6 protein-coding genes are annotated in these 17644 nt (G+C 74.3%); 2 read left to right on the plus strand and 4 right to left on the minus strand.

Annotated elements, in window-relative coordinates; genetic code table 11:
- Nucleotides 1-6 precede the first annotated feature (6 nt).
- Nucleotides 7-12453: an SDR family NAD(P)-dependent oxidoreductase gene (locus tag IOD16_RS17775; protein ID WP_201440927.1), complete on the minus strand. Its 12447-nt coding sequence runs from the start codon at nucleotides 12451-12453 to the stop codon at nucleotides 7-9.
- Between the two features lie 196 nt (nucleotides 12454-12649).
- Between IOD16_RS17775 and IOD16_RS17780 the strand changes: the two genes are divergently transcribed.
- On the plus strand, nucleotides 12650-13024 hold the full coding sequence (locus IOD16_RS17780; RefSeq protein ID WP_123741749.1) for a YybH family protein: 375 nt from the start codon (nucleotides 12650-12652) through the stop codon (nucleotides 13022-13024).
- Nucleotide 13025: 1 nt separating this feature from the next.
- Nucleotides 13026-14474 carry an aspartate aminotransferase family protein gene (locus IOD16_RS17785; protein WP_201440928.1) on the plus strand — a complete coding sequence of 483 codons (1449 nt, stop codon included), beginning with the start codon at nucleotides 13026-13028 and terminating at the stop codon, nucleotides 14472-14474.
- 475 nt (nucleotides 14475-14949) lie between these two features.
- Here the strand turns inward: IOD16_RS17785 and IOD16_RS17790 are convergent, their stop codons facing one another.
- The 3 genes from IOD16_RS17790 to IOD16_RS17800 form a co-directional block, all read right to left on the minus strand.
- Nucleotides 14950-16518: an acyl-CoA carboxylase subunit beta gene (locus IOD16_RS17790; RefSeq protein ID WP_442978124.1), complete on the minus strand. Its 1569-nt coding sequence runs from the start codon at nucleotides 16516-16518 to the stop codon at nucleotides 14950-14952.
- A gap of 11 nt (nucleotides 16519-16529) precedes the next feature.
- Nucleotides 16530-17054: a flavin reductase family protein gene (locus IOD16_RS17795; RefSeq protein ID WP_123741751.1), complete on the minus strand. Its 525-nt coding sequence runs from the start codon at nucleotides 17052-17054 to the stop codon at nucleotides 16530-16532.
- 64 nt (nucleotides 17055-17118) lie between these two features.
- A complete protein-coding gene (locus tag IOD16_RS17800; RefSeq protein WP_123741752.1) occupies nucleotides 17119-17535 on the minus strand; it encodes a YybH family protein in 417 nt (138 codons plus the stop codon).
- Nucleotides 17536-17644: the final 109 nt, after the last annotated feature.

The raw sequence follows: 17644 nt of genomic DNA on the forward strand, positions 1-17644 counted from the left end.
CGTCTCCTAGTCCAGCTCGTCGACCAGCGCGAACAACGCGTCGTCGTCAGCGGAGTCGAGGTCGGGGTCCAGTGCGGGGCCCGCGCCGAGCAGGGCGCGCAGCCGGTCCAGCGCGGTGTCGTCGAACTCGCCCGCGCGCACCGCCGCTTCCAGGCGGTCCACCAGGGATTCCTCTGCCGCGGTCGTCAGCGACCGCAGGTGCTCGGCCAGCGCGTCCGGGCTCGGGTGGTCGAACACCACCGTCGTCGGCAGGGTCAGCCCGGTGGCCGCGCCGAGCCGGTTGCGCAGCTCGACGGCGGTCAGCGAGTCGAAGCCCAGCTCGGTGAACGCCCGCCGGGGATCGATCGCGTCCGGGTCGTCGTGCCCCAGCACGGCCGCCACCTGGGTCCGCACGACCGCCGACAGGTCCAGGTCGGCCGTGGCGGGAACGGCCGGAGCCGGGGCGGCCTCGCGGACCCGGACCACGTCCCGCAGCACGGCGGGCAGATCGTCCCGACCCCGCAGCGCCGCTTGGTCGAACCGGGTCACGGCCAGCACCGGCGCGCCGTGCGCCAAGGCGGCGTCGAACAGCTCCATCGCCTCGTCCGCGCCCAGCGGCGACAAACCGGACCGAGCCAACCGCCGGAGGTCCACTTCGGACAGACCGCCGGACAGCTCGCTCTCGGTCTCCCACAGGCCCCAGGCCAGGGACGTCGCGGGCAGGCCCAGCGCGTGCCGGTGCTCGGCCAGCGCGTCCAGGTAGCTGTTGCCCGCCGCGTAATTGGCCTGACCGGCGGTGCCCAGCAGCCCGGCGACCGACGAGTAGAGCACGAACGCCGACACGTCACCGGCCAGCTCGTGCAGGTGCCAGGCGGCGTCGACCTTGGGGCGCAGCACCCGGTCCACCTGCTCGGCGGTGAGCCCGGCGAGCGTGCCGTCGTCCACCACGCCCGCCGTGTGCACGACGGCCGTCGGCCGGTACCGCTCCACCACAGCGGCCAGCGCGTCACGGTCGGCCGCGTCGCACGCCACCAGGTGCACCTTCGCGTCCAGCTCGGCGACCAGCCGGTCCGCGCCCGGCGCGTCCGGTCCACGCCGGCTCAGCAGCACGAGTTCCGCCACGCCGTGCGCCGTGACCAGGTGCCGGGCCAGGACCGCGCCCAACGCGCCGGTCGCACCGGTGATCAGCACCGGTCCGCCGCCCCAGTCCACCGGGCGGTCGGCCGACGGGGTGCGGGCCAGCCGGGGCACCAGCACCTCACCGCCGCGCACCGCGACCTCGGGTTCGCCCAGCCGCAAGGCGACGTCCAGCAAAGCGTCGTCCTCCGCGGTGACCAGCACGAACCGGCCGGGCTGCTCGGCCTGCGCACTGCGCACCAGGCCGCGCACGGCCGCGTGCTCCAGCCCGTCCCGCACCACGACCGCGAGCGGCCGGTCGGCCCGGCGCAGCACGTCGAGCGTGTGCTGGACCGCTTCACGCGCGGCCAGCTCCGGCACCCGGTGCACGGTCAGGCCGTGTGGCGGCAGGTCGTCGGGCACGGTCGCCGACCGCCAGGTCAGCGCGTGCAGCCCGTCGCGGGGCACCCGGCCGCCCAACGGCCGCAGCGCCAACTCGTCGACGGTCAGCACCGGCCGTCCCGCCGCGTCGGCCAACACCAGCGACACCGACGAACCGCGTCGGCTCAACCGCGCGCGGACGGCGGGCGCGGTGGAGTGCGCCGTCACTCCGCTCCACGCGAAGGGCAGCACCGCGGGCGCGTCGTCGTCCGCCACTCCGGGCAGCAGGGCGTGCAGGGCGGCGTCGAGCACCGCCGGGTGCACCAGGAAACCGCCGCCCTCCTGCGGGACCAGTTCGGCGAGCAGGTCGTCACCGTCGCGCCACAACGCCTTCAGCCCCCGGAACGCCGGCCCGTACCCGTAGCCGTGCACGGCCAGCCGCTCGTAGACGCCCGTGAGGTCGATCGGCGAGGCGTCGGCCGGCCAGGAGAAAGCGCCGGCCGCGGGCGACTCCTCGGTCACCACGCCGGTGGCGTGCTGCTCCCACGGCGAGTCGGCATCCGGCCGCGAGTGGATCGTGACCGGACGACGACCGGATTCAGGCGCGCCGACCGCGACCTGGAGCTGAGCGCTGCCGAGCACCAGCGGCGTCGACAACGTCAGCTCGGCCAGGTGGGGGTGGCCCGTGTACGCGCCGGCGGCGAGCGCCAGTTCGGCGAACGCGGCCCCCGGCAGCAGCACGTCGTCCCGCACCCGGTGGTCGGCGAGCCAACCGCTGCCCGAAACGCGGCCGGTGAGCACCACCGCGTCGCCACCGCTGAGCTCGACCGCCGCGCCGAGCAGCGGGTGCCCGGGGTCGGACAGTCCCAGCGCGCCCGCCGACCGGGTCGTGCGTGAGGCCTCGAGCCAGAACCGGCGGCCCTGGAACCGGTACGTCGGCAGGGGCACCGGCCGGGCGTCGCCGAAGTCCCACGTCACCGGGATGCCGCGGGTGTGCAGGACGCCCAGCGCCGACAACGCGTGTGCCGGCTCGGGCCGGCCGGCCCGCAGCACCGTCACCGCCGAGCCCGGCTCGCGCTCCAGGCACTGCCGGGTCAACGCGGTCAGCACCCCGTCCGGCCCGAGCTCCACGAACTCCGTGACGCCGAGCCGTTCCAGGGTGCGCACGCCGTCCAGGAAGCGCACCGCCTCCCGGATGTGGCGCACCCAGTACTCCGGCGACCGCAACTGCTCGACGGTCGCGACCTCGCCGGTGATGTCGGAGACCACGGTGATCGACGGCTCGCGGAACACCACGTCGGCCAAGTCGGCGCGGAACGCGTCCAGCACGTCGTCCATGTGCGGCGAGTGGAACGCGTGGCTCACCGGCAGCCTGCGGGTGCGGCGCCCCTTGGCCGACCACTCCGCGACCGCCCGGGCCACCGCCGCCTCGTCACCGGACACGACGGTCGAGCGGGGCGCGTTCAGCGCGGCCACCGCCAGGACGCCGTGCAGTGACGCGCGCACCTCGTCCTCGGTCGCCTCGATCGCGGCCATCGCCCCGTCGTCGCGCGCGGACTGCATGGCCCGGCCGCGCGCGGCGACCAGCGCGCAGGCGTCGGCGAGGTCCAGGACGCCGGCGACGTGCGCGGCGGCCACCTCGCCGACCGAGTGGCCGAACAGGTAGTCCGGGCGCACGCCGTGGTGCTCGACGAACCGGTACAGCGCGACCTCGACCGCGAACAGCGCGGCCTGGGTGAACGCGGTCTGCCCGAGCAGCGCCGAGTCGGCCGAGTCGGGCTCGGCGAACAGCACCGACTTGAGCGGGCGGTCCAGCACCGGGTCCAGGTGCTCGCAGGCGTCGTCCAACGCCTGCCGGAACACCGGCGAGGTCTCGTACAGCTCCCGTCCCATGCCGACCCGCTGACTGCCCTGACCGGTGAACAGGAACGCGGTCCGGCCGCGCCCCTCGCCGTCGCCGATCGCGAGGTCGCCGAGCAGCGCGTCAGGGCCGAAGACCACCGCGCGGCGGTCGAGCAGCGCTCGGCGGGACAGGGTGAGGCCGACGTCGGCCGGGTTCAGCTCGGGGTGCTCGGCCAGGTGGGCGTGCAGGGCCGCGGCCTGGGCGCGCAACGCCTCGTCGTCCCGGGCCGACAACACCCACGGCACCGCCTCGGGCGTGACCCGGTCCGCCGGCGCGGGCTCCGGACCCTGTTCGAGCACGACGTGCGCGTTGGTGCCGCTGATGCCGAACGACGACACCGCGGCCCGGCGCGGGCGCCCCGCACGCCACTCGCGGGGCTCGGTCAGCAGCTCCACCGCGCCGGAGGACCAGTCGACGTGCGGCGACGGCTCGCCGACGTGCAGGGTGCGCGGCATCACGCCGTGCCGCATCGCCTGCACGACCTTGATGATCCCGCCGACGCCGGCCGCCGCCTGCGCGTGGCCGATGTTCGACTTCAGCGACCCCAGCCACAGCGGCTCCTCGCGGTCCTGGCCGTAGGTGGCCAGCAGCGCCTGCGCTTCGATCGGGTCGCCCAGCTTCGTCCCGGTGCCGTGCGCCTCGACCAGGTCGACGTCCGCCGCCGACAGCCGGGCGGCCGAGAGCGCGGCCTGGATCACCCGTTCCTGAGCCGGGCCGTTGGGCGCGGTGAGGCCGTTGGACGCGCCGTCGGAGTTCACCGCCGAGCCGCGCACGACCGCCAGCACGCGGTGGCCGCGCTTGCGCGCGTCGGAGAGCCGTTCGACCACCAGCAGGCCGACGCCCTCGGACCAGCCGGTGCCGTCCGCGTCGGCGGAGAACGACTTGCAGCGGCCGTCGGCCGACAGCCCGCGCTGGCGGGAGAACTCGACGAACGTGCTCGGCCCGGCCATCACCGTGACGCCGCCCGCCAGGGCCAGGTCGCACTCGCCGTGGCGCAGCGCCTGCGCCGCCAGGTGCAGCGCCACCAGCGACGACGAGCACGCCGTGTCGACCGTGATCGCCGGGCCCTCCAGGCCGTAGGTGTAGGCGAGCCGCCCGGAGATCACGCTGGAGGTGTTGCCCGCCAGCAGGAAGCCCTCGACCTCGGCGGGCGTCTCGGGCAGGCGTGAGGCGTAGTCGTCGTACATCACGCCGGTGAACACGCCGGACCGGCTGCCGCGCAGGGTCGCCGGGTCGATGCCCGCGTCCTCGAACGCCTCCCAGGCCGTCTCCAGCAGCAACCGCTGCTGGGGGTCGGTCGCCAGGGCCTCCCGCGGCGCCATGCCGAAGAAGGCCGCGTCGAACAGGTCCGCGTCGTGCAGGAACCCGCCGTGCCGGGTGTAGGTGGCGCCCAGCTTCTCCGGGTCCGGGTCGTACAGCGCGTCGACGTCCCAGCCCCGGTTGGTCGGGAAGCCCGAGATCGCGTCACGGCCCTCGGCGACCAGCCGCCACAGGTCCTCCGGCGACCGCACCCCGCCCGGGAAGCGGCACGCCATGCCGACGATCGCGATCGGCTCGTCCGCGCGGGTCGGGACCTTCTGCCCGGTCTTCCGGTTGCCCGCCACGAGGAACGCGGCCAGCGCGGCCGGCGTGGGGTGGTCGAAGACCAGCGTCGTGGGCAGCTTGCGCCCGGTGGCCGCGATGAGCCGGTTGCGCAGGTCGACGCCCGCCAGCGAGTCGAAGCCCTGGTCCCGGAACGCCTTCTCCGGGTCGATCGGGTTGCCGTCGGCGTGGCCGAGCGCGGCGGCGGCCAGGGAGCGCACCAGGTCCAGCGCGTTCGCCTCGGTCACCGTGGTCGACACGGTCTTGGCGGCCCGCCGCTTCACCAGACCGCGCAACGGCGGTGGCACGTCGCCGTCCACCCGGGACGGCTCCAGCGCGGCGGGGACGAGCAGGCCCGCGTCGCCCGCGAGCGCGCGGTCGAACAGCGCCAGGCCGTGCTTCGGGTCCAGCGGCGTGACACCGGCGCGTGCCCAGCGGGCCAGGTCGGCCTCGCCCAGCGCCTCGCCCATGCCCGCGTCCCACAGGCCCCAGGCCAGCGACACCGCGGGCAGGCCCTGCGCGCGGCGGTGCGCGGCCAGGGCGTCCAGGTAGGTGTTGGCGGCGGCGTAGTTGCCCTGGCCCGCCGTGCCGAGCACGCCGGAGATCGAGGAGAACAGCACGAACGCCTCGACGTCGCCGGCCAGTTCGTGCAGGTGGCGGGCCGCGAGCGCCTTGGGCGCCAGGACCCGGTCCACCTGCTCGTCGGTCAACGCCGTCGTGGTCGCGTCGTCCAGGACACCGGCGGCGTGGACGACGGCGGTGATCCGCTCACCGGCCAGCAGCTCGGCCAACGCCTCACGGTCGGCCACGTCCACCGCGGCGACCCGCGCGCCCAGCTCCTCGGCCAGGTCCCGCGCGCCGGGGGCGTCCAAGCCGCGCCGGCTGATCAGCAGCAGGTCGCGCACGCCGTGCCGGTCGTGCAGGTGCCGGGCGATGAGCGCGCCGAGCCCGCCCGTGCCGCCGGTGACGAGCACCGTGCCGTGCAGCCGCACGGGCTCGCCCAGCCCGGTCCGGGTCAGGCGCGGCACGAGGAACCGGCCGTCCCGCACGGCGACCTGCGGCTCACCGGTCGCCACGGCGGCGGGCACCTCGTCGGCGTCCTCGGCGTCCACCACGACCACGCGGTCCGGGTGCTCGGACTGCACGACCCGCGCCAGACCCCACACGGCGGCGTTGGCGAGGTCGTCCACCGGCTCGCCGGGCTCGGCCGCGACCGCCCGCCGGGTGTGGAACACCAACCGGTCGCCGGGGTCGTGCTCCTCCGCGAGCCAGTCCTTCACCAGCCCCAACGCCCGGCGCACGGCCACTCGCGGGTCGTCGGTCCCCGCCGGTGGCACGACCACCAGGTCGCCCACCGGCTCGTCCCCGGTGACCTCGGTCCAGGCCACGGCGAACGTGGAACTGCCCGCGAGGGCGTCCTTGGCGACGGCGCGCAACGTGATGCCGTCGATGCGCCCCAACGGCACGCCCGCCGTGTCGGCCACGTCGACGGCGAACGTGTCGCCGCCGGCGGGGGTGATGCGGACCCGCAGCCGGGTCGCGCCGGCCGCGTTCAGCTCCACCCCGCTCCACGCGAACGGCAGCCTGATGCGTCCTTCCCCGGCCGGTTCGAGCACGAGTGGGTGCAGCACGGCGTCCAGCAGCGCCGGGTGGACCGCGAAACCCCTGGCCGGCGCGGTGATCGCGACCTCGGCGTAGGTCGTGTCGCCGTCGCGCCACATCGCGCGCAAGCCGCGGAACGGGTCGCCGTAGTCGTACCCGAGAGCCGCCAGGCGGTCGTAGGCATCGCCGATCGGCTCTTCGTCGACCTCGGGGGGCCACGGGAACGGCTCAGGCGCGGTGGCGGCGTCGGTGAGCGTGCCGGAGGCGTGCCGCTGCCAGGAGTCCTGGCGCGAGTGCACGGTGAACCGGCCCTCCCGCACGGTGACCTGCACCGGCACCGACCCCGTCGCCGGCACCACCAGCGGCGCCTCCAAGGTCAGGTCCTCGACGCGCGGCAGGCCGACCCGCTCCCCCGCCGCCAGCGCCAGCTCCAGGAACGCCGTGCCGGGCACCAGCACCGAGCCGTTGACGACGTGACCGGCCAGCCACGGCTGGGCCGTCAGCGACACCTCGCCGGTGAGCACGACCTCCTCCCGTTCGGCCAGCTCGACCGCCGTGGTGACCAGGCCGGCGGCGCGGGGCTGGGCCGTCAGCCAGTAGTGGTCGCGGCGGAACGGGTAGGTCGGCACGTCGTCCGCGCGGTCCACGCCGGGCACGAACGAGGCCACGTCCAGCGGCGCGCCGTGGGCGTGCGCGTGGGCCATTCCCCACACCGCCGTCGCCGCCTCGGGCCTGTTCGCGCGCCCCAGCGACACCGCTGTGACGCCGGCGGCCTGCGCGAGCGGCGCCAGCACCGCGTCCGGACCGACCTCCACGAACACCGTCGCGCCGCGCTCCTCCAGGCCGCGCACGGCGTCCAGGAAGCGGACCGTGCCGCGGATCTGGCGCGTCCAGTGGTCGGCGTCGGGGACCAGTGGCGCGCCGGTCACGCTGGAGATGACCGGGATGCGCGCCTCGTGGTGGGCGACCGTCGCGGCGACCGCGCGGAACTCGTCCAGCACGTCGTCCATGTGCGAGGAGTGGAACGCGTGGCTGACCTTCAGCCCGCGAGCCCGCGGGAACCGGTTCGCGAACGCCGTGACAGCCGCCTCGTCGCCCGCGAGCACCAGCGAGGTCGGGCTGTTGACGGCCGCGAGCGCCACACCCTCCGGCAACTCCCCGAGGTCGGCCTCGGCGGCCTGCACGGAGACCATCACGCCGCCGCGCCGGGCCGCCTGCATGAGCCGGCCGCGTGCGGCCACCAGCCTGGCCGCGTCGTCGAGCGTGAGCACACCCGCGACGTGGGCGGCGACCAGCTCGCCGACGGAGTGCCCGGCCACCAGGTCGGGGGTGAGGCCGTGGTGCTCGGCCAGCCGGAACAAGGCGGTCTCGAAGGCGAACAGGGCCGGCTGGGTGCAGCGGGTCTCGTGCAGCTCCGGGCGGTCGCCGAACATCAGGTCCTTCAGCGGCACGTCCAGGTGCGGCGCGAAGGCGTCCACGACCTCGTCCAGGGCGCGGGCGAACACCGGGAACGTCTCGTGCAGCTCGCGTCCCATGCCCGCGCGTTGCGCGCCCTGGCCGGTGAACAGCACCGCCGTGCGGCCGTCCGGGACCGCGCGACCGGTGAGCGGCGCGGCGGTGGCGAAGTCCTCGGGCGTGACGCCGACCAGCACGGCCCGGTGGTCGAAGCGCGTGCGGCCGGCCAGCGCGCGGGCCACTTCGGCGACGTCGGTCCGACCACGGACCCGGTCCGGGCCGGCGACGGCGGCTTCGGCGTCCCGGCCGCTGAACACCCACGGCACGGGCGCGGTCACCTCGGCACGCGTCGGCTCGTGGACGTCGCCCTGTTCCAGCACCAGGTGCGCGTTGGTGCCGCTGATGCCGAACGACGAGATGCCGGCCCGGCGGGGCTCGGGCCACTCGCGCGCGTCGGCCAGCAGCTCGACCTTGCCCGCCGTCCAGTCGACTTTCGGCGTGGGCTCGCCGACGTGCAGGGTGCGCGGCATGACGCCGTGCCGCATCGCCTGCACCAGCTTGATCACGCCGCCGACGCCGGCCGCCGCCTGCGCGTGGCCGATGTTGGACTTGAGCGATCCCAGCCGCAGCGGCTCGTCGCGGTCTCGGCCGTAGGTGGCGAGGATGGCCTCGGCCTCGATCGGGTCGCCCAACGACGTGCCGGTGCCGTGGGCCTCCACCAGGTCGACGTCCTCGGCGGCGAGCCCGGCGTCGGCCAGCGCCTGCCGGATCACGCGCTGCTGCGAGCGGCCGTTGGGGGCGGTGAGACCGTTGGACGCGCCGTCGGAGTTGATCGCGCTGCCCCGGATGACCGCCAGCACCCGGCGACCGTGGCGGCGGGCGTCGGACAGCCGTTCCAGCATGACCATGCCGACGCCCTCGGCCCACGCCGTGCCGTCCGCGTCGGCGGAGAAGGACTTGCAGCGCGCGTCGGCGGCGAGGCCGTGCTGGCGGGAGAACTCCAGGAACATGCCGGGCGTGGCCATGACCGTGACACCGCCCGCGATGGCCGCGCCGGACTCGCCGCTGCGCAGCGACCGCACCGCCAGGTGCAGGGCCACCAGGGACGACGAGCACGCCGTGTCCACGGTGAGCGCGGGTCCGATCAGCCCGAGCTGGTAGGCGATGCGGCCCGACATCACGCTCGGCGTCGCGCCGGTCAGCACGTGGCCCTCGGCCTGGTCGGACGCCTCGTGCATGCGCGGCCCGTAGTCGGCCGCCGTGCCGCCGACGAACACGCCGGTCCGGCTGCCGCGCAACGACTCCGGGTCGACGCCCGCCCGTTCGACGGCCTCCCACGCCGTCTGGAGCAGCAACCGCTGCTGCGGGTCCATGGCCAGCGCCTCGCGCGGCGAGATGCCGAAGAACGCCGGGTCGAACTCGCCCGCGCCGGCCAGGAAGCCGCCCTCCCGCACGTAGCTGGTGCCGGAGCGGTCCGGGTCGGGGTGGTAGAGGTCGCCCGACCAGCCGCGGTCGGTCGGGAACGGGCCGATCGCGTCCCGGCCCTCGGCGACCAGCCGCCACAGGTCCTCCGGCGACTCCACGCCGCCCGGGAAGCGGCACGCCATGCCGACGATCGCGATCGGCTCGTCGTGCTGCTGCCGCTGCTCGAACACCTCCTCGGTGACGTCGTCGTCCTCTCGGAGGTACGCGATCACGGCTTGCGGCGTGGGGTGCTCGAACAGCAGGCCGGTGGGCAGCGCGCGGCCGGTCGCGACGGCCAGGCCCTCCCGCAGCTCCACGCCCATCAGCGAGTCGAACCCCAGGTCGCGGAACGGGCGGCGCGGGTCGACCTTGCCGGGGTCCGCGCCGAGCACGGCGGCGACGTGGCGCAGCACCAGGTCCGCGACGTCCGCCGACCGCTCGACCCGGACCGGCTTCGCCTCCTCGGCCAGCCAGTGCCGTTCGCGCTGGAACGGGTAGGTGGGCAGCTTCACGCGCCGCCCGGCGGGCAGGGCGGACCAGTCGACGGGCACGCCGCGCGTGTGGGCGGCGGCGAACGCGGCCAGCGCCGTGGTCACCTCGTCGTGGCCCCTGCGCATCATCGGGAACGCGCGCACGCCCGCGTCGGCCGCCATCGCCGAGCACACGCCGTCCGGCCCCGCCTCGACCAGCGTGGCGACTTCCAGCGCCCGCACGGCCTGGAGGAACCGGACGGGTTCGCGGACCTGGCGAACCCAGTGCTCGGGGTCGGTGAGGTCGGCGTCGGGGCGCACGGTCGACACCACCGGGATGACCGGCTGGTGGAACGTGAGACCGCGCACGACGTCCCGGAACTCGTCGAGCATCGGGTCCATCAGCGGCGAGTGGAACGCGTGGCTCACGGTGAGCTGCTTCGTGCGGTGGCCCGAACTCCTCGCGTAGGCCAGGACGGCGTCCTCGCGTCCCGACAGCACGACCGCACGCGGACCGTTGACCGCGGCGAGCGCCACGCCGTCCGGCAGGTCCAGTTCCTCCTCGGCCGCCTCGACCGCGACCATCGCGCCACCGGCGGGCAGCGCGCCCATCAACCTGCCGCGCGCGCTCACCAGGGCGCAGGCGTCGGGCAGGGACAGCACGCCGGCGACGTGCGCGGCGGCGATCTCGCCGATGGAGTGGCCCAGCACGACCCCCGGCACGAGGCCCCAGGACTCGGCGAGCCGGTAGGCGGCCACCTCGACGGCGAACAGGGCGGGCTGGGTCCAGGCGGTGTCGTCCAGGCCCTCGCCCGAGGTGATGACGTCGCGCAGACCCGGGTCGAGGTGCGCGCAGACCTCGTCGAACGCCTCCGCGTACACCGGGAACTCGTGGTGAAGCCGGGTGCCCATGTCGGGGCGCTGCGCGCCCTGGCCGGTGAAGACGACGCCGAGCGTGCCGTCCGCGACGGGGCCGCTGACGACGTTCGGCGCGGGCACGCCCGCCGCGACGGCGTCCAGGCCGGCGTCGAGGGAGACGCGGTCGGACGCGACCACCACCGCCCGGTGCTCGAACGTCGTGCGCGTGGTGGCGAGGGACCAGCCGAGGTCACGCGGCTCGCCCTCGGTCTCCTTGAGGAGGGCGGCGTGCGCGCGCAGCGCCTCGGGCGTGCGGCCGGACACCGGGACGACCGCGGGCGAGGACGTCCCGGTGACGTCAGGCGCGGCCTGCGGGGCAGGCGGTTCGGCGACGACCACGTGGCAGTTCGTGCCGCCCATGCCGAACGAGCTCACGCCGGCCACCAGCGGCCGGTCGGGGTGGGGCCAGTCCCCGTGGCCGGTGTGGACGGCCAGGTTGCGCTCCTCCAGCCGCGCCTCGGGGTTGGGCGTGTCGAAGTTCAGGCTCGCGGGCAGTTCGCGGTGCCGGATGGCCAGCACCGACTTCAGCAGGCCGACGATGCCCGCCGCCCCCTCCAGGTGCCCGATGTTCGTCTTCACCGACCCCACCGGCAGCGGCTCGGCCCGGCCGGCGAACGCCTCGCCCAACCCCGCCGCCTCGATCGGGTCGCCGACCGGCGTGCCGGTGCCGTGCAGCTCCACGTACTGCACCGCGCCGGCGTCCACCCCCGCCCGCCGCTGCGCCGCCCGCACCACCGCCGCCTGCGCCGCGGGCCGCGGCACGGTCAGGCCCGGCGTCGCGCCGTCGTTGTTGACCGCGCTGCCCCGGATCACCGCGTACACGTCGTCACCGTCGGCCAGGGCGGCGCGCAACGGCTTGAGCACCAGCACCGCCGCGCCCTCGCCGCGCACGTACCCGTTGGCCCGCGCGTCGAAGGTGAAGCACCGGCCGTCCGGCGACAGACCGCCGAACTTGTCCGCGCCCAGCGCGCCCTCGGCGAGGATGTTCAGGTTCACGCCCGCCGCCAGCGCCAGCGGCGACTCGCCGTTGCGCACGCTCTCCGCCGCGAGGTGCACCGCGACCAGCGACGACGATTGCGCGGTGTCCACCACGACGCTGGGCCCGCGCAGGTCCAGCGCGTAGGACACCCGGTTGGCGATGATGCCGCGGTGCGTGCCGGTGTTGGTGTGCTGGGTGATGGCGCCGCGCCCGAGCACCAGCCCGGCGTAGTCGTCGCGCAGCGAGCCGACGAACACCGACGCCGCCGTGCCCGCCAACGAGCCCGGCACGATCCCGGCGTCCTCCAACGCCTCCCACGCCAGCTCCAGCACCAGCCGCTGCTGCGGGTCGGTGGCGGCGGCCTCGCGCGGGGAGATGCCGAAGAACCCGGCGTCGAAGTCGCCGACCGCGTCCAGGAACGCGCCGTACCGCGCGCCCCGCGCCGCCTTGGTCTCCGGCGACAAGGTCTCCCATCGGTCCGCGGGCACCTCCGTCACCGCGTCCCGGCCGTCGCGCAGCAGCCGCCAGAACGCGGCCGGGTCGGTCGCGCCGGGCAGCCGGCAGGACACACCGACCACCGCGACCGTGTCGTCCAGGTTCGTCATCGACAAGCCCTTCGCGAGCGGGATGGTTTTCCGATCTCCGGTTCTACCGAGTAATTCCGCCCGCGCAGTCATGAAGCGGTAGGCGGGCGTTCTCCGGTCAGCGAATTACCGACCCGTGACCGAGTCCTGGTTAACGTCGGTCACGCCATTCCGAGCTACCCCGGAACCGACTGAGCCCAGGAAAGGACTGGTCCCCATGACCACGAAATTCCCGCTGCCCGAGGACGCCACGAAGATGACCGCGTTGTACGTCAGCGCGATGAACGCGGGCGACGCCGACGCCGTCCTGTCGCTCTACACCGAGGACGCGGCGTCGGTGTGGGACCAGGAGCAGGCCGTCAGCGGCGCCGAGCACGCGCAGGCCGTGAAGGAGCTCATGGCCAAGCGGCCGGTGATGCGCGCCGAGCTCAAGGAGTCGTACGTGACCGGGGACACCGCGCTGCTGGTGGTCGACTGGTCGTTCGACATCGAGGGCGAGGAGCCGCTGTCCGGGACGGGCCTCGACGTGCTGCGCAAGGGCCCGGACGGCAAGTGGCGCTACGCCATCGACAACCCGTTCGGCGACAACTGACATGGAGCCGCGACTGGCCGAGGCGCACTTGGGCGGCCTGTTGTCCCAGCTGGGGCTGGACGCCGAGTACGTGCGCGGCGAAGCGGACACGCTGTGGTGGCGCCGGCCGTCCGGTGACGAGGTGCCGGTGGTGGACTTCGTCGGCGGCTACGGTTCGCTGGTGCTGGGCCACAACCACCCGGAGATCGTGAAGCACGCCCAGGAGGTGCTGCGACGGCAGGTCCCGGTGCACGCCCAGTTCTCCTACCACCCCTACGCCAACGACCTGGCCCTGGCGCTCAACCGCGTGCTGTGGCGGGAGTTCGACACCGATGAGCCCTACTCGGCGATCTTCGCCAGCACCGGCGCGGAAGCCGTCGAGGTCGCCCTCAAGCACGCCGAGATGGCCCGCGGTGCGCGGGTGGCGGCGCTGCGGGAGGAGATCGAGGCGCACCTGGCCGACGCGCCCGCCGAGCTGGCCGAGCGGGTGCGCGAGCACAACGAGGACCGGTACGACGCGCCCCCGGTGTTCCTGACCCTGGAGGGGTCCTTCCACGGCAAGCTGGCGAGCAGCGTCCAGCTCACCCACAACGCGGGCTACCGGCTGCCGTTCCGGACGCTGGCCGTGCAGGCGAGGTTCGTGTCCGGGGGCGAGGTCGCCAAGGAGGTCGAGGCGTGCCGCGTCACGCTGCTCGACGTCCAGGACGGCGGACTGGTCGAACGCGACCTGCCCGTGATCGCCGCGTTCTTCGTCGAGCCGATCCAGGGCGAGGGCGGCATCCACGTCCTGGACACCGGGGTCGCGGCCGACATCCGCGCCGCGGCCGACGCCGGTGGCTTCCCCGTCGTGGTGGACGAGATCCAGACCGGTGTCGGCCGCACGGGCGCCTTCTTCGCCTCGTCGCACATCGGGCTGCTCGGCGACTACGTGCTGCTGGCCAAGGCGCTGGGCGGCGGCATCGCCAAGTCGGCGGTGACGCTGATGCGGCAGTCGGCGTACGTGCCGGACTTCGAGCTCCTGCACAGCTCGACGTTCGCCAAGGACGCGTTCTCCTGCCTCATCGGTTCACGGGTGGTCGAACTGGTCGAGCAGCTCGACGCCTGCGGACGTGCGGCGGAACGCGGCGCGGCGCTGGAGTCGGCGTTGCGCGCGGTGCAGGCCGACTTCCCCACCGTCGTCGCCGACGTCCGCGGTCGCGGCCTGATGCTGGGCCTGGAGTTCCACGACCAGTCCGGTGCCGCGGGCCCGGTGGGCGAGCTGGCCGGTCAGGGCCTGCTCGGCTACGTGCTGGCGGGCTACCTGCTCAACGCCCACCGCGTCCGCGTCTTCCCCACCGCCAGCGCCTCGCACACCCTGCGGTTCGAACCTTCGGTGTTCATCACCGACGAGGAGATCGGACAGCTGGCCGCGGGCCTGCGTGCCGTGTGCACGGCCCTGCGCGACAACCCGTTCGCCCTGCTACCCGGCTGACCCACACCCCCAGGGGTCGGCTGTCCCGACGGCCCACCGACCGCGTCCCCCCGGTCGGTGGGCCGTTCTCGGCTCTTCAGGACACCGAGGAACACCCGGAACGCCCGACTGGACCGAACAGCGACGTGCCCGACTCGCGGCTCTCGGCGTCCGGCCGTTCCGGCAACGCCCTCACCCGGTCGCGCGTTGCGAGTCGACGCAGTCCGCCGAGCGCTCGGGAACCCGGACCGGTGGCAGCTCTTGCCGCGACTCGGTCACCGGGCCGCCGCAGCGCCGGTCCGGCTGGTGCGGGCTGCCGTCGGCGTCCTCGACCGACCGAGGACGAAGTCCTGGGAACGGCGGTCGTGAAGCTCGACGATCGGCGCCGATCCCGGTGTCGATCCTCCCGGTCCGGCTGGTCAGCGACCCCACCACCGGGCACGAGGTCGAGGTCGCCGGGCGAGCCGCCCGACGACCTCGACCTCCCGCCGCCCGGCTACAGCGGCACGTTGCCGTGCTTGCGGGCCGGGCTGCGGCGGCGCTTGTCGCGCAGCATCTCCAGCCCTCGGCGCACCGCCGCCCGCGTCTGCGCCGGGTCGATCACGTCGTCCACGAGGCCGCGCTCGGCCGCGTAGTACGGGTGCGCCAACTCGTCGGCGTAACGGGCCACCAGCACCTGTCGCAGCTCGTCCGGATCGGCGGCGGCGGCCAGCTCCTTGCGGTGGATGACGTTCACCGCCGCCTCCGCTCCCATCACCGCGATCTCGTTGGTCGGCCACGCCAGGGACAGGTCGCAGCCGATGGACCGCGAGTCCATCACGATGTACGCCCCGCCGTAGGCCTTGCGCAGGATCACCTGCACCCGCGGCACCGAGGCCTCGCAGTAGGCGTACAGCAGCTTCGCGCCGTGCCGGATCGCGCCGCCGTACTCCTGGTCCGTGCCCGGCAGGAAGCCCGGCACGTCCACCAGCGTCACCAGCGGGATGTTGAACGCGTCGCAGAACCGCACGAAGCGGGCCGCCTTCTGCGACGCCGCGGTGTCCAGCACGCCCGCCAGCACCAGCGGCTGGTTGCCGACCACGCCGACGACCTCGCCGCCGACCCGGGCGAACGCGCACACCACGTTGGCCGCCCAGCCCTCGTGCACCTCCAGGAGGTCACCGTCGTCCACGACCTCGCCGATCACGGCCCGGATGTCGTAGGGCTGGTTGGGCGACACCGGCACCAGCGAGGCCAGTTCGGGCCGCACGTCGTCGGCCCCGTCAGGCGGCTCGCACGACGGCGGCGGCTCCAGGTTGTTCGACGGCAACAACGACAGCAGGTAGCGCACGTCGGCCAGGCAGCTCTCCTCGTCGTCGTGCACGAACGACGCCACGCCCGACAACGAGCCGTGCACGTCCGCGCCGCCGAGCTGGTTGTGCGTGACCCGCTCGCCGCTCACCGCCTTCACCACGTCCGGCCCGGTCAGGTACATCTGCGCGGTCTCGCGCACCATGAACGTGAAGTCGGCCAGCGCGGGCGAGTACGCCGCGCCGCCGGCGCACGGCCCCAGCACCACGCTGATCTGCGGGACGATGCCGGAGGCCTCGACCTGGCGGCGGAAGATGCCGCCGTAGCCGTTGAGCGCCATCACCCCTTCCTGGATGCGCGCGCCACCGCTGTCGTTCAACGCGATGATCGGCGACCCGGTGGCCACCGCCAGGTCCATCACCTTGTGGATCTTCTCGGCGTGGCCCGCGCCCAGCGAACCGCCGGAGATGGTGAAGTCCTGCGCGTAGACGAACACCCGGCGTCCGTCCACCGTGCCGGAGCCCGCGACCACACCGTCGGTGTGCGCGCCGGTCGTGCCCCGGCGGTACATGTCGACCTCGACGAAGGAGCCCTCGTCCAGCAGCAGCTCCAGCCGTTCCCGCGCGGTCCGCTTGCCCAGCCGGTGCTGGCGCTCCACCGCGACCCGGTCACCCAGGCCGATGCGACCGGCCAGCTCGTCACGCCGGTCGCGCAGCGCCCGCATGGTGCGCGGCGGTGGCGGCGACGTCGGGCGCACGGCCGGCCGCACGTCCATCTCGGAGATGCTCATCGTCGCCTTTCGCTCGTGTCGACCTGCCAGTACGCACCGTCGAAGAACAGCAGCCCCGCCGGGCCGTCGCCGCGGCCGGCGCCCAGCACCCGGCCGAAGAACACGGAGTGGTCGCCCGCCTCGTGGACGTCGGCCAGCTCGCACTCCAGCCACGCCAACGAGCCGGCCAGCACCGGCGCCGCGGTGGCCGGGCCGGGCACCCAGTCGACCTCGTCGAACTGGGCCGGTCCCAGGGGCCGGTCGCGGGCGGCGAACCAGCGAGCGCTGGTCTCCTGGTCGCCGCGCAGCATCGAGGCGGCGAAGTGCCCGGCCGCGGTGATCGCGTCGTGCATGACCGCCGTGCGGGCCACGCAGCACAGCACCAGCGGCGGGTCCAGCGACACGGAGCTGAACGCGTTCGCGGTCATCCCGTGCATGTGCTCACCACCGACGGTCAGCACCACGACGCCGGTGGCGAAGCGGGCCAGGGTGGAGCGCATCTCGGTCGGGGACACCCCGGTCAGCTCGGGTGCCAGTTCCATCGCACACGTCCTTCCCGCGAACAGGGCGCGGACCGCGCCGGACGACGCGGTCCGCGCGTGCGGCTCAGCCCTGGATGTCCTCGACGCTGTCGGCGACCGGGCGGTCCACCGCCATCACCCACTTGCCGTCCTCGCCACGCACCAGCACGTCCGTGCACTTGCCGAGGATGCGCTGCTTGCCACCGTCGGGCTTGGTGACCTCGAGGTCGTAGTCCACGATGATCAGCGACGTGTCGCCCGCCGTGTAGTTGGCCCTGACCTTCGACGTCAGCTTCGGCTTGGTCGCCAGCAGCGCGGTGATCGCGTCCGTGCGCGCCTGGCCGGTCAGCGGCTCGCCGGACAGGTTCGAAATCGAGTCGTCGCGGTAGAGGCTGTCGAAGATGGCGCCCTGGCCCGAGTTGAAGGCGGCCAGGAAAACGTCGTTCTGGACGTCCGGGTCGTCGGTCAGGTCCATGTTCTGCAAGTCGATCTGGGCGGTCATGGGAGAGTCCTCGCTTTCCTCACGGATTCCGCATCGGCTACCGGACACGCTAATGGCGCGACCAGCCGGCCCACCCACCGCGGAATAACTGGCCGCTCATTTGGCAATC

Origin of the sequence: Saccharothrix sp. 6-C, assembly GCF_016695385.1 — a bacterium.
GTDB lineage: Bacteria > Actinomycetota > Actinomycetes > Mycobacteriales > Pseudonocardiaceae > Actinosynnema > Actinosynnema texasense.